Here is an 18,661-nt window from a genome sequence, read left to right as displayed (position 1 = left end):
CCGCCGCACCCCGACCGCACCGGTCGCCGGGTGCGGCTGCCGTTGCGCCGGGACGCGGGTGGGGCCACCGGTGAGACCGCGCGGCGCCCTCTCCCCGAATGCATGTATCGCTCTCTTGACTGGCGTCACCAACACGCCATACTGGCCTCACTCCCGCTCGCACGATGAGGTGCCCGCCCATGGAGCTATCCCCCTCCGCGCACGTGGACACGTTCTGCCGCGACCATCTCCCGCCCTTCGATCAGTGGCCCGAACTCCTCTTCGACATACCGGAGTTGGCCTATCCGGACCGACTGAACTGCGCCCAGGCGCTGCTCGACGCAACGATCACCCGGTACGGCCCCGACCGCCGCTGCCTGCTCACCCCGACCGGCCAGTGGACCTACGGCGAACTGCGCGACCACGCCGACCAGGTGGCCCGGCTGCTGACCGAGGACCTCGGCCTGGCCACCGGCAACCGGGTGCTGCTCCGCGGCCCCAACACCCCCTGGCTGGTGGCCTGCTGGCTCGGCGTCCTGAAGGCCGGCGGCGTGGCCGTCAGCACCATGCCGCTGCTGCGGGCCGCCGAACTGACCGGACTGCACCGGATCGCCCGGCCCGCCATCGCCCTGTGCGACCACCGCTACCTGGACGACCTCGCCCGGGCCGAGACACCCGGCCTGCGGGTGCTCGCCTTCGGCGGGCCCGGCCCCCAGGACCTGACCGCCCGCTGCGCCGCCAAGAGCGGCGGCTTCACCGCCGTCCCGACCGCCGCCGACGACGTCGCGCTGATCGCCTTCACCTCCGGAACCACCGGACGGCCCAAGGCCACCCTGCACTTCCACCGCGACGTGCTCGCCAACGCCGACACCTTCTCCCGCCACCTCCTGCGCCCCACCCCCGACGACCTGTTCGCCGGCACCCCGCCGCTCGCCTTCACCTTCGGGCTCGGCGGCCTGGTGGTCTTCCCGCTGCGCGCCGGCGCCGCCAGCCTGCTGCTGGAGCAGGCCACCCCCGAGCAGCTCGCCGAGCAGGTCCACCGGCACCGGGTCGGCGTGCTGTTCACCGCTCCGACCGCCTACCGGGCGATCCTGGCCGCCGGGCTCGCCGACCGCCTGTCCGGCGTACGGCGCTGCGTCTCGGCCGGCGAGCACCTGCCCGCCGCCCTCTGGGAGGCCTTCCACGCGGCCACCGGGCAGCGGCTGATCGACGGCCTCGGCGCCACCGAGCTGCTGCACGTGTTCATCTCCGCCGCCGACGGCGACATCCGCCCCGGCGCGACCGGCCGCCCCGTCCCCGGATACCGGGCCGCCGTCCTCGACGAGCAGGGCCGGCCGGTGCCGGACGGCGTGCCCGGGCTGCTCGCCGTCAAGGGCCCCACCGGCTGCCGCTACCTGGACGACGAACGCCAGCGCGACTACGTCCGCAACGGCTGGAACCTCACCGGCGACACCTACCTCCGTGACCAGGACGGCTACTTCTGGTACCAGGCGCGCAACGACGACATGATCGTCTCGGCCGGCTACAACATCGCCGGCCCCGAGGTCGAGCAGGCCCTCGCCGCCCACCCCGACGTCGCCGACTGCGCGGTGGTCGGGGCGCCGGACGAACGGCGCGGCACGGTGGTGAAGGCCTACGTGGTGCTGCGCGAGGGCGCGCCCGCCGGACCGGAGCAGGTGCGGAGCCTCCAGGAGCACGTCAAGCGGACCATCGCCCCGTACAAGTACCCGCGCGCGGTCGAGTTCGTCACCCGGCTGCCGCGCACCGCCACCGGCAAGCTGCACCGCGCCGAACTGCGCCGGCGGGCCGCGACCGCCCCGGCCAGCGTGGCGATCGAGCGCCGGGTCGAGTGGTCCGACACCGACGCGGCCGGGCACTACCACTTCTCGGCCGTCCAGCGCTGGGCCGAGGCCGCGGAGGCGGCGCTGCTGCGCCGGCTGGGCCTGGCCGAGCTGTTCGGGCGGATCCCCCGGGTGCACTTCGAGGCCGACTACCGCGAGCGGCTCTGGTTCGGCGACCTGGTCCGCACCGAGCTGCGGGTGGTCCGGGTCGGCGGCTCCTCGCTGCACTACGCCTTCGAGGTGCACGGCCCGCAGGGCCTGGCCGCGTCCGGGCGGATGTCGGTGGTGCACGCCGCGCCGAACGCCAAGGGCGCCGAGCCCTGGCCCGCGCCGGTGCGCCACGCGCTGGCCGAGGCCGGACCGCAACAGCCGGAGGTGGTGCGATGACCACCGCGGCCCGCACCACCACCCCCGCCGCCGCCCGCACCACCACCCCCGCCGCCGCCCGCACCAGCGCGGCCCGCCGCATCGCGGTGATCGGCGCCGGTCCGGGCGGGCTCTACTTCGCCGCGCTCGCCAAGCGGTTGGCACCGCACCGGGAGATCACCGTCTTCGAACGCGACGGCCGACAGGACGAGTTCGGCTTCGGCGTGGTGTTCTCCGACGAGACGCTGGACGGCATCGCCCAGGCCGACCCGGAGGTCTTCGCCGCGATCGGCGCCGAGTTCGCCCGCTGGAGCGACATCGACGTGCGCTACGCGGGCGAGGTCCGCACCTGCGGCGGGCACGGCTTCGCGGCACTCGACCGCAACCGGCTGCGCGCGATCCTGCAACGGCGCTGCGAGCAGCTCGCGGTGGACGTGCGCTACCGCACCCCCGCCCCCCCGGTCGGCCGGCTCGCCGCCGAGTACGACCTGGTGGTCGCCGCCGACGGCATCCACTCGGGCACCCGCGCAGCCTACGCCGACACCTTCCGGCCCGACCTGGACGAGCGGCACTGCCGCTACATCTGGCTCGCCACCGACAAGGTCTTCGAGGCCTTCACCTTCATCGTCGAGCGGTTCGACTTCGGCACCCTCCAGGTGCACGCCTACCCGTACAGCGCGACCCGCTCCACCTTCATCGTGGAGATCGCCGAAGACGCCTGGCGCCGGGCCGGGTTCGACGCCCTCGCCGCCCGGGAGCCGGCCCGCGGCGAGAGCGACGAGGCGAGCGTGCGGCGCTGCGCGGACCTGCTCGCCGGACACCTGGACGGCCACCGGCTGATCCCGAACGCCTCCCGCTGGATCCGCTTCACCACCGTGCGCAACGCCCGCTGGCGCCACCGCAACGTGGTGCTGCTCGGCGACGCGGCGCACTCCGCGCACTTCTCGATCGGCTCGGGCACCAAGCTCGCCCTGGAGGACGCCCTCGCGCTCGCCGCGAGCCTGCACGAACAACCGGCGCTGGAGCAGGCGTTGGCGGCCTACGAGGCGGAGCGGCGCCCGGTGGTGGAGTCCACCCAGCGGGCCGCGCAGGCGAGCCTGGAGTGGTTCGAGACGGTGGAGCGGCGCACCGGGCAGGGCGCCGACCGGTTCGCGTTCAACCTGCTCACCCGCAGCCGCCGGGTCACCTACGGCAACCTGCGGGCCCGCGACCCCGGCTTCGTCGACGCGGTGGACGCCGCCGCAGGCGGCCCGCCCGGAGTGCCGCCGATGTTCCGGCCGCTGAAGCTCGGCGCCCTGGAGCTGCGCAACCGCGTCGTGGTGCCCCCGCTCGCCACCTTCACCTCCACCGACACCCTGCCCAGCGGCTTCGACCGGGCCCAGCTGACCGCGCACGCGCTCGGCGGCGCCGGGCTGGTCCTCGCCGGGATGGCCGCCGTCAGCCCCGGGGGCCGGGCCACCGACCGCTGCCCGGGGCTGTGGAACGACCGCCAGGAGACGGCCTGGCGCGAACTCGTCGACGCCGTCCGCGCGGTGAGCGACACCCCGGTCGGCCTCCAGCTGACCCACGCCGGCCGCCGGGGCGCCACCGCCGCACCCGGCCCGGACGGGATCGGGCGCCCGCTCGCCGACGGCTGGCCGCTGCTCGCCGCCTCCCCGCTCCCCTGGGGCCCGGACAGCCCCGCCCCGAACGCGGCCACCGCCGCCCAACTGGCCACCGTGGTCGCGGACTTCACCGAGGCGGCGGAACGCGCGGCGCGGGCCGGCTTCGACGCGCTGGAGCTGCAGTTCGGCCACGGCCACCTGGTCTCCGGCTTCCTCTCACCGCTGACCAACCACCGCACCGACCGCTACGGCGGCCGGCTCGCACACCGGCTGCGGCTGCCGCTGGAGGTGCTGGCGGCCGTCCGCGCGCTCTGGCCGGCCGGGCGGCCGCTGCTGGTGCGGATCTCGGCCTGCGACTGGGCGCCCGGCGGCACCACCGCACCGGAGGCCGTCACGATCGGCCGCGCGCTGGCCGACGGCGGGGCGGACGCGGTGGACGTGTCCACCGGCGAGGTGGTCGCCCACCAGCGGCCGCCGTACGGACGCGGCTACCAGACGCCGTTCGCCGAGCTGATCCGCGCCGCCACCGGCCTGCCGACCATCGCGGTCGGCGCGATCTCCGGGCACGACGACGCCAACTCCGTGCTGCTGGCCGGGCGGGCCGATCTGGTCGCGATCGGGCGGGCCCAACTGTACGACCCGCTCTGGACGCTGCACGCCGCCGCCGAGCAGGGCTACACCGGGCCGGGCGCGCACTGGCCCGGCCCCTGGTCGGCGGGCAGCCGCAGACCGCCGGGCCCGAACGCCGACCGGGTCGCACCGCGCCTGCACCTGCCGGCCGGGCCCGCCGCGCCGGTGCACCGCCGCTGGCCGCCGCCCACCCCCGAACCGCGCTGAGCAGCCGAGGAGGAACCATGCCCGACCTGCCCCGCTTCACCGCCGCGGCCGTCCAGGCCGCCCCCGTCTACCTGGACCCGGCCGCCACCGTCGACAAGGCCGTCGCCCTGATCCACGAGGCGGCCGGCCACGGCGCCGCCCTGGTGGTCTTCCCCGAGGTCTTCGTCCCCGGCTACCCGTACTGGAACTGGACGATGAACCCGGTGCAGGGCTCGCCCTGGTACGAGCGCCTCTACCGCGCCGCCGTCGACGTCCCCGGCCCGTACGTGGACACGCTGCGCGCCGCCGCCCGGCAGGCCGGCGTGGTGCTGGTGATCGGCGTCAACGAACGCGGCCGGCACAGCCTCGGGGTGCTCTACAACACCCTGCTGATCATCGGCGCGGACGGCGAACTCCTCGATGTGCACCGCAAGTTGGTGCCGACCTGGGCCGAGAAGCTGACCTGGACGCCCGGCGACGGCAGCTCCCTGCGGGTGCACCGCACGGCCGTCGGCCCGCTCGGCGCGCTGGCCTGCGGCGAGAACACCAACACCCTGGCCCGCTTCACCCTGCTGGCCCAGGGCGAACTCGTCCACGCCGCCAGCTACATCGCCCTGCCGGTGGCCCCCGAGGACTACGACATGGCGGAGGCGATCGCGCTGCGCGCCGCCGCGCACTGCTTCGAGGGCAAGCTGTTCACCGTGGTCTCCTGCTCCACCATCTCGCCCGAGATGGTGGACCTGATCGCCGGTGACGACCACCAGGTGCGCAAGCAACTCGCCCGCCCGCGCAGCGCGTTGTCCGGCGTCTTCGGCCCCGACGGACGCCCGGTGGGCGAGCCGCTGGTGGACGAGGAGGGCATCGTCTACGCCGAGATCGACCTCGGCCGGTGCATCCAGCCCAAGCAGATGCACGACATCGTCGGCCACTACAACCGCTTCGACGTCTTCCGGCTGCACGTGGACAACCGCCCGCTGCGGCCGCTGGTGTTCCCGGAGGAGCAGGCATGACCCGCCACGACGGCACGACCGACCCCCACGGCACGACCGACCCCCACGGCGCCACCGACCAGGGGCGCACGGCCGGCCACGACGACGACCAGCTCGGCCGCGCCAGGGTCACCGACAGCCCCGAACTCGCCGCCTACTACGAGGAACTGGCCGAACACGAGGCCGGCGCCCTGTGGACGGTGGCGAACGAGATCGAGCCCTGGTACCCGCAGCCCAAGTCGGTGCCGGTGCTCTGGCGCTACGCCGACCTGCGCCCGCTGGTCCGCAAGGCGCTGCCGCTGGTCAAGGCCGACGACGCCGGCCGCCGGGTGGTGATGCTGGTCAACCCCGGGCGCCGCGAACTGAGCGCCGCCGTCGGCCTGCTGTACACCGGCCTCCAGATCATGGGCCCCGGTGAGGCGATGACCGCGCACCGCCACCAGGCCGCCGCCCTGCGCTTCGTCCACGAGGGCACCGGCGCCTGGACGGTCGTGGACGGCCAGAAGCTCAAGGTCGGCCCGCGCGACTTCGCCATCACGCCCAACAACTCCTGGCACGAGCACGGCAACGAGTCCGACGACGCCCCGGTGATCTGGCAGGACGGCCTGGACATCCCGCTGGTCAACATGCTCGACGCGAACTTCTACGAGGTCCACCCGGAGCTCTACCAGCGGCCCGGCACGGTGGTGAACTCCTCGCTGCTGAGCTACGGCGGCAACCTCCTCCCGTACGGCGTCGAGACCTGGAGCAGGCCCTACTCCCCCCTGCTCGGCTGGCCCTGGGAGCCCAGCTACCACGCGCTGTGCCAACTCGCCCGCGCCACCGGGGGATCGCCGTACGACGGCGTCATCATGGAGTACACCAACCCGGTCACCGGCGGCCCGGTGATGCCGACCATGGCCGCCCACCTGCAACTGCTGCGCCCCGGCCAGGCCACCCGCGCCCACCGCCACACCGGCTCGGTGGTCTACACGGCGGCCAAGGGGCGGGGCGTCTCGGTGATCGCCGGGCGGCGCTTCGAGTGGCAGCAGGGCGACGTCTTCGTCGTCCCGTCCTGGGCCTGGCACGAGCACGCGAACCTCGACCCCGGCGAGGACGCCTGCCTGTTCTCCTTCAACGACTTCCCGGTGATGCACTCGCTCGGCCTCTACCGCGAGGAGGCATACCCGGAGCACGACGGGCACCAGGACCCGGCCTGACCCACCGGACCCGCACCCCGGCCCACCACCGCCCGGTACCCCCAAGGAGCCCCGACCATGCACCTGTTGACCTACTGCACGGACGGCGACGAGACCCCGCGCCTCGGCGCCCGGCTCGGCGACCAGGTCGCCGACCTGACCGCCCTCGCCACCGCCGCCGACGCCCGGCTGCCCGACGGCCTGCTCGGCCTGGTCCGGGCCGGCGAGGCCGCGCTGACCACCGCCCGCACGCTGCTGGCCCAAGCCGGTCCCGGCCACCCCGCCGTCCGCCCGCTCGCCGAGGTGTCGCTGCGCGCGCCCCTGCGGCCCGGCAAGATCGTCGGCGTCGGCCTCAACTACGTGGAGCACGTCGCCGAATCGCACCGCACCCTGGACACCGAACGCGAACTGCCCGACCGGCCCGTGCTGTTCAGCAAGCCCGCGACCGCCGTCACCGGCCCGGGCCAGCCCATCCGGCACAACGCCGACCTGACCAAGCAGCTCGACTGGGAGTGCGAACTCGCCGTGGTGATCGGCGAACCGGCCTTCCGGGTGGCCGAGCAGGACGCCTGGCGGCACGTCTTCGGCTACAGCATCGTCAACGACGTCAGCGCCCGCGACCAGCGCCGCTCCGGGCAGTGGTTCTTCTCCAAAGGGCAGGACAGCTACGCGCCGTTCGGCCCGGTCGTGGTCACCGCCGACGAGATCCCCGACCCGCAGGACCTCGACCTCTCGCTCAGGGTCAACGGCGAGCTGCGGCAGGACTCCAACACCCGCCACATGCTGTTCGGCATCGCCCGGCTGATCGCCGACATCTCCTCCGGCGTCACCCTCGAACCGGGCGACGTGATCGCCACCGGCTCCCCGTCCGGCGTCGGCGCCGGCCTGGTGCCGCCGCAGTTCCTCCAGCCCGGCGACCTGGTCGAGGCCACCATCGAGCGGATCGGCACCCTCGCCAACCCGGTGGTCGACGCCCGCTGAGCGGAGCACCCCGCCCCGGCCAGCTCCCGAGAGGAGCCCCAGCACCCCATGACCACCTACCGGATCGGCCAGATCGTCCCCAGCTCCAACGTCACCATGGAGACCGAGGTCCCCGCCCTGCTGCGGGCCCGCGAGGCGGTCGCGCCCGAGCGGTTCACCTTCCACTCCAGCCGGATGCGGATGACCAGGGTCACCCCCGAGCAACTGCGCGCCATGGACGCCGAGTCCGACCGCTGCGCGGCCGAACTCTCCGACGCCCGGGTCGACGTGCTCGGCTACGCCTGCCTGGTCGCCGTGATGGCCACCGGCCCCGGCTACCACCGCGAGGCCGAACAGCGCCTGCACCGGCGCACCGCCGAGAACGGCGCCCCCGCCCCCGTGGTCACCAGCGCGGGCGCCCTGGTGACCGGCCTGCACACGCTCGGCGCCAAGAAGGTCGCCCTCGTCACCCCGTACCTGCGGCCGCTGGCCCGGACCGTGGTCGACTACCTGGCCCACGAGGGCATCGAGGTGCTCGACTACGCGGCCCTGGAGATCCCCGACAACCTCGACGTGGCCGCCCACGACCCGGCGCGGCTCCCCGCCATCGCCCGGCGCCTCGCCCACGCCGAGGCCGACGCGGTGGTGCTCTCGGCCTGCGTGCAGCTGCCCTCGCTGTCCGCCGTCGAGGAAGCCGAGCAGCAGCTCGGCAAGCCGGTCGTCTCGGCGGCGATCTGCACCGCCCACCAACTGCTGCGCGCCCTCGGCCTGCCGGCCGTCGCCCCCGGCGCCGGGCACCTGCTCTCCGGCGCCTACGCCCACGCCTGACGCGGAGCTCCCACCGCTATGATCACCACGAGCTGCCGGGGAGGAGGCGCACCATGTCGGAGAGCACGCCCCGGCCCAGCTCCCTCATCCACACCGTGTACGGCGAGTTCGTGCGCCGCCTCGGCGGCTGGATCTCGATCGCCGACCTGATCGCCCTGATGGCCGAACTCGACATCGACGGCCCGGCGGTGCGCTCGGCCATCTCCCGGCTGAAGAAGGCCGGCACCCTGTTCCAGGAGCGCCGCGACGGCACCGGCTACCGGCTCGCCCCGGCGATGGGCCCGGTCTTCGAGGAGGGCGACCGCCGGATCTTCCACAGCCTGGAGCCCGCCGAACTCGCCGACGGCTGGGTGGTCGCGGTCTTCTCGGTGCCCGAGTCCGAGCGCGCCCACCGCCACCAGCTGCGCTCCCGGCTGAGCTGGCTCGGCTTCGGCAACGCCGCCCCCGGCGTCTGGCTGGCGCCCGCCCGGCTGCTGCCGGACGCCCGGCGGCTGCTGGAACGCCTCGGGCTGAGCGCCTACGTGCACCTGTTCCTGTCCGCCGAGTACGCGGGCTTCGCCGAACTGCGCACCGCGGTGGCCGGCTGGTGGGACTTCCCCGCGATCGAGGCGCAGTACGCGGCCTTCGACGACGCCTGGCGCCCGGTCGCCGCCGAACTGCGCGGCCGGCCGCGGGTCGACCCGGTCGAGGCGTTCCGCGACTACGTCCCGATGCTCACCCAGTGGCGCCGGCTGCCCTACCTGGACCCGGGCCTGCCCGAGCCGCTGCTGCCCGCCGACTGGAACGCCGTCGCCGCGCGGGCCGTCTTCACCGAGCTGCACGCGCTGCTCGCCGAGCCCAGCCTGCGGCACGTCGAGAAGGTCACCGGCCTGCCGGCCGGCGCCCCACCCCACCAGGAGCCGCGATGACCGACCCCGCCCCCGCCGACCTCCTCGTCCGCGCCGCCGCCGTCCACACCCTCGTCCCCGGCCGGCCGCCGCAGCGGGCGATCGCCGTCACCGGAGCGCGGATCACCGCCCTGTCCGCCGACCCGCACGGCCTGGACGACCTGATCGGACCGGACACCGAGGTCCTGGACGCCCCCGCCGCCACGGTGCTGCCCGCCTTCGACGACACCCACACCCACCTGATCCTGGCCGGCCACAGCATCCACGGCGTCCCCGTCCACCGGGCCCGCGACCTCGCCGCCTTCCTCGGCCTGATCCGCGAACGCGCCGCCCGGACCCCGCCCGGCCAGTGGATCCACACCACCGTCAACTGGCAGGAGGTGCTGCTCGCCGAGCAGCGGCTGCCCACCACCGCGGAACTGGACGAGGCCACCACCGACCACCCCGTCCTGGTCCGCCGCGGCGCCTACAACATGGTGCTCAACTCGGCCGCGCTGCGCCTCGCCGGCATCACCGACGACACCCCCGACCCGCCCGGCGGCCTGCTCGAACGCGACGACCGGGGGCGGCTCACCGGGCGGCTGGTCAACAAGGCGGTCGAACTGGTCGAGCGGGTGCTGCCGCGCCCCGCGCTCGCCGAACGGGTGGCCGGCCTGCGCGCCGCCTCCGCCGACTACGCCGCCACCGGCATCGGCACCGTCCGCGACTGCCTCGTCCCGGTCGAGGACCTCGACGTGCTGCTCGCGGCCAGGGCGGCCGGCGCGCTCGCCGTCCGGGTCCGGGCGCTGGTCTCCGGCTTCGCCGCCCGCACCCCCGAGCAGGTCGACGAGCTGCTGGACCGGATGGACGCCTGGCGCGCCGCCGGCGAGGACGACGACCTGCTGCGGCTGTGGGGGGTGAAGTTCGGCATCGACGGCGGCTTCGAGGCCGGCGCGCTGGAGGAGCCGTACCAAGGCCGGCCCTGCTACCACGGCCGACTGCTCTGGGAGCCGAAGGAGCTGGTCGCGGCCGTCGACCGGGTGGTCGGGCGCGGCTGGCGGGTCGGCGTGCACGCCTGGGGCGACCGCGGCCTGCGCACCCTGCTGGACGTCTTCGAGGAGGTGCTCGACCAGCGCCCCGGCCTGCCGCCCGGCACGCTGGTGGTCGAGCACGGCGGACTGGCCCGGGCCGACCAGCGGGCCCGGGCGATCGCGCTCGGCATCCCCGTCACCGTGCAGCACCCGCTGCTGCACGACGGCGCGCTCGCCCAGCAGCGGGCCTGGGGCGAGGAGCGGACCGCCGGGATCTTCCCACTGCGCGAATGGCTCGACGAGGGCGCGCTGCTGGCCGCCGGCTCGGACTTCCCGGTCGGCCCGTACGGCGCGATGGTGTCGGTGTGGGGCATGACGACCCGCCGGACCACCGCCGGGGTGGTGGGGCCCGAGCACGCCGTCGACCGGGCCGAGGCGGTCGCGCTGCACACCGTCCACGCGGCCCGGCTGATGGGCGAGAGCGCCGAACGCGGCAGCCTGCGGCCGGGGGCGCTGGCCGATCTGACGGTGTGGCCGGTCGATCCGCTGAGCTGCCCGGTCGACGTGCTGCGCGAGCTGCGACCCGAGCGCACGGTCGTCGGCGGGCGGACCGTCCACCCCGCTCCCGCGTAACGGTCCACCACCGCCGCGCACCGGGTCCAGCAGCACGAGCCGGACCCGGTGGTGGAACGCCATGGCGGCAGGGCAGTGCCCGGGGCGTGGCACCACCCTGCCGCCGAAACGTTCGACCGCCGAGACGCTCGACCGCCGGGGCCGTCAGCCCCCGACGTAGGCCGCGAGGTGCTCCCCGGTGAGGGTGGAGCGGGCGGCGATCAGGTCGGCGGGCGTGCCCTCGAAGACGATCCGGCCGCCGTCGTGGCCGGCGCCCGGGCCGAGGTCGATGATCCAGTCGGCGTGCGCCATCACCGCCTGGTGGTGCTCGATGACGATGACCGACTTGCCGGAGTCCACCAGCCGGTCGAGCAGCCCGAGCAACTGCTCGACGTCGGCGAGGTGCAGGCCGGTGGTCGGCTCGTCGAGGACGTAGACGCCGCCCTTCTCGGCCATGTGGGTGGCCAGCTTGAGCCGCTGCCGCTCGCCGCCGGACAGCGTGGTGAGCGGCTGGCCGAGGCTGAGGTAGCCGAGCCCGACGTCGGCGAGGTTGGCGAGGATGCGGTGCGCGGCCGGGATGCGCGCCTCGCCGGTGCCGAAGAACTCCTCGGCCTCGGTCACCGGCATCGCGAGCACCTCGCTGATGTCACGGCCGCCGAGGTGGTACTCCAGCACCGAGGCGTCGTAGCGCTTGCCCTCGCACTCCTCGCAGGTGCTGGCCACGCCGGCCATCATCGCCAGGTCGGTGAAGACCACCCCGGCGCCGTTGCAGTTGGGGCAGGCGCCTTCGGAGTTGGCGCTGAACAGGGCCGGCTTGACGCCGTTGGCCTTCGCGAAGGCCTTGCGGATCGGTTCCAGCAGCCCGGTGTACGTCGCCGGGTTGCTGCGCCGGGAGCCGCGGATGGCGCCCTGGTCGACGGACACCACGCCCGCGCCCCCCGGAATGGAGCCGTGCACCAGCGAGCTCTTCCCGGAGCCGGCGACGCCGGTGATCACGGTCAGCACCCCGAGCGGGATGTCGACGTCGACGTCGCGCAGGTTGTTCGCCGTCGCGCCGCGGATCTCCAGGGTGCCGTTCGGCTCGCGCACCGCCTTGCGGACGGCGGCCCGGTCGTCGAAGTGGCGGCCGGTGACGGTGCCGCTGGACCGCAGCCCCTCGACGGTGCCCTCGAAGCAGACCGAGCCGCCCGCCGTCCCGGCGCCGGGGCCGAGGTCGACGACGTGGTCGGCGATCGCGATGGTCTCCGGCTTGTGCTCCACGACCAGCACCGTGTTGCCCTTGTCCCGCAGCCGCAGCAGGAGTTCGTTCATCCGCTGGATGTCGTGCGGGTGCAGGCCGGTGGTGGGCTCGTCGAAGACGTACGTGACGTCGGTGAGCGCCGAGCCGAGGTGCCGGATCATCTTGACCCGCTGCGCCTCGCCGCCGGACAGCGTGCCGGAGGGCCGGTCGAGCGAGAGGTAGCCCAGCCCGATCTCCACGAACGAGTCGAGGGTGTGCCGCAGGGTCCCGAGCAGCGGCGCCACGGCCGGCTCGTCGAGGTCGCGGACCCAGGCGGCCAGGTCGCTGATCTGCATCGCGCAGGCGTCGGCGATGCTGGTCCCGCCGATCAGCGACGACCGGGCCGCCTCGCTGAGCCGGGTGCCCCCGCAGTCGGGGCAGGCGGTGAAGGTGACCGCCCGGTCGACGAACGCCCGGATGTGCGGCTGCAGCGCGTCCCGGTCCTTGGTGAGCATCGACTTCTGGATCTTCGGGATCAGCCCCTCGTAGGTGAGGTTGACCCCGTTGACCTTGACCTTGGTCGGCTCGCGGTGGAGGAAGTCCTGCATCTCCTTCTTGGTGTACTTGCGGATCGGCTTGTCCGGGTCGAGGAAGCCCGAGTTCGCGTAGATCCCCACCGTCCACCAGCTGTCGGTCTTCCAGCCGGGGATGGTGATCGCGCCCTCGGAGATCGACTTGGTGTCGTCGAAGAGCTGGGTGAGGTCGATGTCGGACACGCTGCCGCGGCCCTCGCAACGCGGACACATGCCGCCGGTGATGCTGAAGCTGCGCCGCTCCTTGACGGTCTTCCCGCCGCGTTCGACGGTGACGGCGCCCGCCCCGCTGATCGAGGGGACGTTGAAGGAGAACGCCTTGGGCGAGCCGATGTGCGGCTGCCCGAGCCGGCTGAAGAGGATCCGCAGCATCGCGTTGGCGTCGGTGGCGGTGCCGACCGTGGAGCGGGGGTCGGCGCCCATCCGCTGCTGGTCGACGATGATCGCGGTGGTCAGCCCCTCCAGCACGTCGACCTCGGGCCGCGCCTGGGTCGGCATGAAGCCCTGGACGAAGGCGCTGTAGGTCTCGTTGATCAGCCGCTGCGACTCGGCGGCGATCGTGTCGAACACCAGGGAGCTCTTGCCGGAGCCGGAGACGCCGGTGAACACCGTCAGCCGCCGCTTCGGGAGCTCGACGCTGACGTCCTTGAGGTTGTTCTCGCGCGCGCCGTGCACGCGGATCAGGTCGTGACTGTCGGCACCGGGTGCCGCCGGCGGCTGCGCGGCCGTCCTCGTGGGCTTGCTCATCGTCTTCCCCATCTGTGCGGCGGAGCCGCCGTCGCGGTGGATGATCGCCGGCCGCCGCACCCGGGAGGGGAGCCCCGTCCACCGGTGCCGGCCAGGCATGGCGGAAGCCTAACCGCCGCCCCGGAGACGACCAGGCCGGTGGGCCCGCGGATCGGCGTCCGGTACCGGCCGCACGGCGTGGCACGACCGCCGGGGCGGCCGGACGGGGGGAGCCCGCCCGACCGCCCCGGCCGGCGTCAGTCCTTCACCGCCCCGGCCGACGTCAGTCCTTCACCGCGCCCGCCAGCCCGGACACCAGCTTGCGCTGGACCGCGATGAAGAAGATCAGCACCGGCACCGTCATCAGCGTCGACGCCGCCATGATGCCGCCCCAGTCGTTCTCGTCCGGCTTGAAGAAGACCAGCAGCGCGGACGGCAGGGTCTGGTTCTGGGTGGCGCTGATGATGAAGGTCTTCGCGAAGACGAAGTCGTTCCACGCGGCGATGAAGGAGAACACGCTGGTCGCGGCGAGGCCCGGCGCCACCAGCGGCAGCAGGATCCGCCACAGGATGCGGGTGCGGCTGGCGCCGTCGATCTGCGCGGCCTCCTCGATCGACACCGGGACGGCCGCGACGAAGCCGCGCATCATCCAGATGCCGAACGGCAGCGAGAACGCCAACTGCACCAGGATCAGCGAGGCGAGGGTGTTCAGCCCGATGCCCGGCGCGAACCGGCCGGCGTCACGGAACATGAAGAACAGCGGGATGGTGAGCGCCTCGACCGGGATCATCTGGGCGATCAGGAACATCACCATGATGGTGGTGCGGAACCTGAACCGGAACCTGGTCACCGCCACCGCCGCCAGGAACACCACGACGGCCGAGAGCACCACCACCGACACCGCGATCACCAGGCTGTTCACGAAGTACCGGCCGAAGCCGTCCACGCTGAGCACCTGGCGGAAGCTCTCCAGCGTGGGGTGGGCCGTCCACGGCTTCGGGTCCAGCGACCGCACCTCGCCCTTGGGCTTGAACGCGGACAGCACCATCCAGAAGATCGGGAAGGCGGTGACCACGGCCAGCACGATCGCGCCGGTGTTGGCGGCGAACCGCCAACGGCCGCGGGTGTTACGGGTGTTACGGCTCCGGGTATTGCGGCTCCGGGTGGTGCCGGTTCCGCCGGTGCCGGTCCGGGAGTCCCGGACGGGGTTCAGGGCGCTCACAGTTCGTTCCCCGTCCGTCGCAGGGTGCGGATGTAGAGGACCGTCGGGATCACCAGGATCAGCAGCATGATCACGCCGATCGCCGCGCCGAGCCCGTACTGCGAGGAGGCGAACGCCTTCTGGTACGCGTACACGTTGAGCACCAGGTTCTGGCCGGCGATGCCGCCGCCCTCGGTCATCACGTAGATCTGGGTGAAGACCTTGAAGTCCCAGATCACCGACTGGATCACCACGATGGTCAGGATCGGCCGCAGCATCGGCGCGGTGATCCGGCGGAAGGTCGTCCAGGTGTTGGCGCCGTCCAGGGCGGCGGCCTCCATGATCTCCTCCGGGATCGCCCGGATCCCCGCGTAGAGGGTGACCATCACGAAGGGGAAGGAGTGCCACACCACGACGGCGCCGACGATCAGGAACGCCGTCCACTTGTCGTAGAACCAGTTGAACTCGTGGAAGCCGGTGAGCCCGAGCTTCACCAGCGTGTGGTTGACCAGGCCGAGGTTGGTGTCGAACAGGAAGCTCCACACCGTCGAACCGGTCATCGCCGGCGCCGCCCAGGCCGCCATCGCGGCGGTGGTCAGCACCAACCTGGGCCACCGCCCGACCTTGGTCAGCAGGACGGCGAGGGTCGCGCCGACGGCCAGGGTGGCGACCACGCAGAACGCGGCGAAGCCGACCGTCTGCAGCAGCACCGACCAGAACTGGCCGTCGCTCAGGATCTTCGAGTAGTTGCCGAAGCCGACGAAGGAGGTCGGGGCGCCCCCCGAGGCCTGGGCCTGCCCGAAGTCCAGCACGGACAGCAGGCCCAGCTGGTAGATCGGGTAGGCGACCAGCGGGATCAGGATGACCGCGGCCGGCAGGAGCAGCAGCAGCGGGGGCCGGCGGCGCCGGCCGCCCGAGGGTGCGGCCGGCGCCGTGCCCCCACGGCGCCCGCGCGGGGAAGGCGGCGCCGTCGGGGCGGTCGTGGTGGATGCGGACACGTGCGGGACCTGCTCTCTTCCGCGGACCATGAGGTCGGTGCGGGACCAGGAGGTGGTACGGGACCAGAGGTTGGGGGTGGGTGCGCAGCCGCCGTCAGTGCGCGGCGAAGGCCGAGGTGATCTGGTTCGCGGCGTCGCCCGAGGCCTTCGCCACGTCCGCCTTGCCGGTGACCACCTGCTGCAGCATGGTCGGGATCACCGCCTGGGCGTCGATCTGCGCCCACGCCTGGTCGAGCGGGACGAACCTGGTGCCGGCCGCGATGGTGTCGGTGAACGGCTTCAGGAAGGCGTCCTTGGCGGCGACCTTGCCGCTGACGGACTTGAGCGTCGGCAGGTTGCCCATCGCGTCGTACATCTGCTCCTGGTACGCCGGGCCCGCCAGCAGTTCGGCGAATTCGAGGGCGAGCGTGCGGTGCTTGGCCGCCTTCATCACGCCGAGGTTGTTGCCGCCCGCGAACGCCGGGGCGATCGAGCCGGCCTTCTCCCCGGGCAGCGGCACCACGCCGTACTTGCCCTTCACCGGGCCCCCGTCGACCTTGCTGCGGCTGGAGTTGGGCAGGATCGCCATCGCCGACTTGCCGGCCGCGAACAGGTCGACGGTCTTGCCGCCGGTGAGGTCGGCGCACTGCTGGGCGGGGCAGCCGTCGGCGCCGAAGAGATCGGTGTAGCGCTTGATCCCGGCCTGCGAGGCGGGCGAGTTGATGGCCGCCTTGTACGCGGAGCCGTCCTTGGCGGCGATGTCGCCGCCCGCGTCCCAGACGAACGGCAGCGCCCCGAAGGTGTACTTGCCGCCGACGGCGATGCCGAAGGTGTCGGGGTGCGCTGCGTGGATCTTCTGGGTGGCGGTGACCAGTTCGGCGTACGAGGTCGGCGGGGTCAGCCCGGCCTCGGTGAACAGGTCGCTGCGGTAGTAGAGCGCGCGCACGGCGACCCACCAGGGCAGGCCGTACGTCTTGCCGTCCACCACGGCGGTCTTGACGATCGCCGGGTCGAGGTCGCCCTTGTCCTGCCACTTGTCGAGGTCGGCGCCGATCTCGGCGAGGCCGCCGGCCGCGACGTAGCCGGGGAGGTCGGTGTTGCCGAACTCGACCAGGTCCGGGGCGCTGCCCGGGTCGTTGAAGGCGCCCTTCATCTTGGCCGCGCGGGCGGAGGCGTCGGTGTCGATGTAGCTGACCTTGACGGTGACGCCCTGGTGGGAGGCCTGGAACTCGCTCACCGCCTTGCCGACCACGGCCTCCTTGGCCGCGTTGCCCGCCTCGTTGTACAGCCAGACCTGGAGGGTGCCGGTCCGGTCGTCGGCGGCCTTGTCGCCGGCCGGCGCGGCGGTGCCCGGCGCGCAGGCGGTCGCGGCGAGGCAGCTGGCGGCGAGCACGGCGGCCGCGGCAGTCCGTCTGATGAGTCGCATGGGTGGAGAACCTCCCCTCCCGACAGTTGCCGCCGAGACGTGCGCCGCTGGGGACGGGTACGTCGAAGCAGGCCCTGACCGGGGCCGATGGTGGGTGTGGGTGGAGGACGGCCCGGACGCGTTGGGGGGCGTCCCGGGCAGGCCGGTACGGGGGTGCGGCAGGGCGGACCGTTCGGGTGGGGCGGCGTCGCCTGCTCGATGGCAGGGACGTTAAGCGCGGGCGATCGGCGCCAACAAGAGGGGGTTCGGGAAGTTTTGCACTGCACAACGTTGTGTCGAAGAAGCGGCGTTGCGAACGCGAACGGGTACCTTCTGACAACCGCCGCCGTCGAGCGGGGGAACACCGGCAGAACGCGGCAGCAGCACACGGCAGCAGTACACGGCAGTAGTACACGGCAGTAGCACTCGACAGCGGAACGAGACAGGGGACGGACCACCCATGACGGAGACGGGGCCCGACGCGGAGACCGAGCGGCCCGCGGGCACGGCGGCCGACAGACCCACCGGCGCGGCGGCCGAACGGCCCTCGGGCGCGGCCGCCGGGCGCAAACCCGCGACCGAACGCAACCAGTCGTCCTCGCTGCGCCGCGCGCTCGCCGTCCTCGGCCACGTCCGCGACCACAGCGACGGGCGCGGCGTCCCGCTCGCCCAGCTCGCCGAAGCGCTCGGCCTCAACAAGAGCACCGTGCTGCGGCTCGCGGGCCCGCTGCTCGACGAGCACCTCCTCGACCGCGACCGCGAGACCGGCTGGTTCCGGCTCGGCCACGGCTCACTGCGCCTCGGCCAGGCCTACCTCTCCACCCTCGACCTGCGCAGCGTCGCCGCCGAACACCTGCGCCGGCTCCAGCGCGAGGCCGGCGAGACCGTCCACCTGACCGTCTGGCAGGCCCCCGGAATCGTCTACCTGGACAAGGTCGAGGACGAGACCAACGTCCGCATGGCCTCCCGCGTCGGCAGCCGGGCCCCCGCCTACTGCACCGCCACCGGAAAGGCCATCCTCGCCTGGCTGCCCGACGAGGCCGTCACCGAGGTCGTCGCCGCGGGCCTGCGCCCGGTCACCGCCTGGACCATCTCCGACGAGACCCGGCTGCGCGCCGACCTCGCCCGGATCCGCGCCCGCGGCTACTCCATCGACGACCGCGAGAACGAACCCGAAGTCCGCTGCGTCGCCGCACCGATCTTCGACCACGCCGGCGAGGTCACCGCCGCCCTGTCGGTCTCCGGCCTGACCTCCCGCATGACCGCCGCCCGCGTCCGCGCCCTCGGCCCCGTCGTCGCCCAGGCCGGACTGCGGATCTCCCGCGAACTCGGCTCCGACCGCCAGCCGTCCTGAATCACCGGCGGAACTCGCCCGCCCCACCAAGTCCTGACCGCGCACCGAAACAGCCCGAAAAAGCGAATGAGGCCCGGCGCCTTTGAAAGGCACCGGACCTCATCCGACAATTGGAG

At 73.5% G+C, this 18,661-nt stretch carries 13 protein-coding genes and 1 pseudogene; 10 read left to right on the top strand and 4 right to left on the bottom strand.

Features of this window, described 5'->3' with window-relative positions:
• Positions 1 to 179: 179 nt before the first annotated feature.
• The 9 genes and pseudogenes from ACFWPI_RS16490 to ACFWPI_RS16450 form a co-directional block, all read left to right on the top strand.
• Positions 180 to 1,805: pseudogene (locus ACFWPI_RS16490) on the top strand (AMP-binding protein); the annotation flags it as partial.
• On the top strand, positions 1,806 to 2,207 hold the full coding sequence (locus ACFWPI_RS16485; RefSeq protein WP_380424861.1) for an acyl-CoA thioesterase: 402 nt from the start codon (positions 1,806 to 1,808) through the stop codon (positions 2,205 to 2,207). It abuts the pseudogene before it with no gap.
• On the top strand, positions 2,204 to 4,627 hold the full coding sequence (locus ACFWPI_RS16480; protein WP_380370317.1) for an FAD-dependent monooxygenase: 2,424 nt from the start codon (positions 2,204 to 2,206) through the stop codon (positions 4,625 to 4,627). The genes ACFWPI_RS16485 and ACFWPI_RS16480 overlap by 4 nt, the downstream gene beginning before the upstream one ends.
• 17 nt (positions 4,628 to 4,644) lie before the next feature.
• The gene (locus ACFWPI_RS16475; protein WP_350879099.1) at positions 4,645 to 5,616 is read left to right on the top strand and encodes a carbon-nitrogen hydrolase family protein; all 972 of its coding nucleotides are present in this window, start codon (positions 4,645 to 4,647) and stop codon (positions 5,614 to 5,616) included.
• The gene (locus tag ACFWPI_RS16470) at positions 5,613 to 6,794 is read left to right on the top strand and encodes a cupin domain-containing protein (RefSeq protein WP_380370319.1); all 1,182 of its coding nucleotides are present in this window, start codon (positions 5,613 to 5,615) and stop codon (positions 6,792 to 6,794) included. The genes ACFWPI_RS16475 and ACFWPI_RS16470 overlap by 4 nt, the downstream gene beginning before the upstream one ends.
• 57 nt (positions 6,795 to 6,851) lie before the next feature.
• A complete protein-coding gene (locus ACFWPI_RS16465) occupies positions 6,852 to 7,754 on the top strand; it encodes a fumarylacetoacetate hydrolase family protein (protein ID WP_380370321.1) in 903 nt (300 codons plus the stop codon).
• Positions 7,755 to 7,802: 48 nt separating this feature from the next.
• A complete protein-coding gene (locus ACFWPI_RS16460; RefSeq protein ID WP_380370324.1) occupies positions 7,803 to 8,561 on the top strand; it encodes an Asp/Glu racemase in 759 nt (252 codons plus the stop codon).
• A gap of 53 nt (positions 8,562 to 8,614) precedes the next feature.
• The gene (locus tag ACFWPI_RS16455; RefSeq protein WP_380370326.1) at positions 8,615 to 9,469 is read left to right on the top strand and encodes a PaaX family transcriptional regulator C-terminal domain-containing protein; all 855 of its coding nucleotides are present in this window, start codon (positions 8,615 to 8,617) and stop codon (positions 9,467 to 9,469) included.
• Positions 9,466 to 11,091: an amidohydrolase gene (locus ACFWPI_RS16450; RefSeq protein ID WP_380370328.1), complete on the top strand. Its 1,626-nt coding sequence runs from the start codon at positions 9,466 to 9,468 to the stop codon at positions 11,089 to 11,091. Before ACFWPI_RS16455 ends, ACFWPI_RS16450 begins: the two co-directional genes overlap by 4 nt.
• Before the next feature lie 144 nt (positions 11,092 to 11,235).
• On the opposite strand, the gene ACFWPI_RS16445 is transcribed toward ACFWPI_RS16450, so the two are convergent.
• The 4 genes from ACFWPI_RS16445 to ACFWPI_RS16430 form a co-directional block, all read right to left on the bottom strand.
• The gene (locus ACFWPI_RS16445; RefSeq protein ID WP_363371080.1) at positions 11,236 to 13,629 is read right to left on the bottom strand and encodes an excinuclease ABC subunit UvrA; all 2,394 of its coding nucleotides are present in this window, start codon (positions 13,627 to 13,629) and stop codon (positions 11,236 to 11,238) included.
• Positions 13,630 to 13,891: 262 nt separating this feature from the next.
• Positions 13,892 to 14,695 (bottom strand): carbohydrate ABC transporter permease, encoded by an 804-nt coding sequence (locus ACFWPI_RS16440; RefSeq protein WP_063351601.1) that lies wholly within the window; start codon positions 14,693 to 14,695, stop codon positions 13,892 to 13,894.
• 131 nt (positions 14,696 to 14,826) lie between these two features.
• Positions 14,827 to 15,837 carry a carbohydrate ABC transporter permease gene (locus ACFWPI_RS16435; RefSeq protein ID WP_380370330.1) on the bottom strand — a complete coding sequence of 337 codons (1,011 nt, stop codon included), beginning with the start codon at positions 15,835 to 15,837 and terminating at the stop codon, positions 14,827 to 14,829.
• 64 nt (positions 15,838 to 15,901) lie between these two features.
• A complete protein-coding gene (locus ACFWPI_RS16430) occupies positions 15,902 to 17,212 on the bottom strand; it encodes an extracellular solute-binding protein (protein WP_063350255.1) in 1,311 nt (436 codons plus the stop codon).
• Positions 17,213 to 17,651: 439 nt separating this feature from the next.
• On the opposite strand from ACFWPI_RS16430, the gene ACFWPI_RS16425 reads away from it, so the two are divergent.
• A complete protein-coding gene (locus ACFWPI_RS16425) occupies positions 17,652 to 18,545 on the top strand; it encodes an IclR family transcriptional regulator (protein ID WP_079136066.1) in 894 nt (297 codons plus the stop codon).
• The last annotated feature ends 116 nt before the right edge of the window (positions 18,546 to 18,661 follow it).

This window comes from Kitasatospora sp. NPDC058492, assembly GCF_042720685.1.
Lineage (GTDB): Bacteria > Actinomycetota > Actinomycetes > Streptomycetales > Streptomycetaceae > Kitasatospora.
This window is presented reverse-complemented; position numbering and strand designations above follow the sequence as displayed.

Coding starts and splice junctions, on each gene's coding strand:
- ACFWPI_RS16445 (WP_363371080.1), bottom strand. CDS start 13,629: ATGAGCAAGCCCACGAGGACGGCCGCGCAGCCGCCGGCGGCACCCGGT.
- ACFWPI_RS16455 (WP_380370326.1), top strand. CDS start 8,615: ATGTCGGAGAGCACGCCCCGGCCCAGCTCCCTCATCCACACCGTGTAC.
- ACFWPI_RS16425 (WP_079136066.1), top strand. CDS start 17,652: ATGACGGAGACGGGGCCCGACGCGGAGACCGAGCGGCCCGCGGGCACG.
- ACFWPI_RS16450 (WP_380370328.1), top strand. CDS start 9,466: ATGACCGACCCCGCCCCCGCCGACCTCCTCGTCCGCGCCGCCGCCGTC.
- ACFWPI_RS16460 (WP_380370324.1), top strand. CDS start 7,803: ATGACCACCTACCGGATCGGCCAGATCGTCCCCAGCTCCAACGTCACC.
- ACFWPI_RS16475 (WP_350879099.1), top strand. CDS start 4,645: ATGCCCGACCTGCCCCGCTTCACCGCCGCGGCCGTCCAGGCCGCCCCC.
- ACFWPI_RS16465 (WP_380370321.1), top strand. CDS start 6,852: ATGCACCTGTTGACCTACTGCACGGACGGCGACGAGACCCCGCGCCTC.
- ACFWPI_RS16435 (WP_380370330.1), bottom strand. CDS start 15,837: ATGGTCCGCGGAAGAGAGCAGGTCCCGCACGTGTCCGCATCCACCACG.
- ACFWPI_RS16430 (WP_063350255.1), bottom strand. CDS start 17,212: ATGCGACTCATCAGACGGACTGCCGCGGCCGCCGTGCTCGCCGCCAGC.
- ACFWPI_RS16480 (WP_380370317.1), top strand. CDS start 2,204: ATGACCACCGCGGCCCGCACCACCACCCCCGCCGCCGCCCGCACCACC.
- ACFWPI_RS16470 (WP_380370319.1), top strand. CDS start 5,613: ATGACCCGCCACGACGGCACGACCGACCCCCACGGCACGACCGACCCC.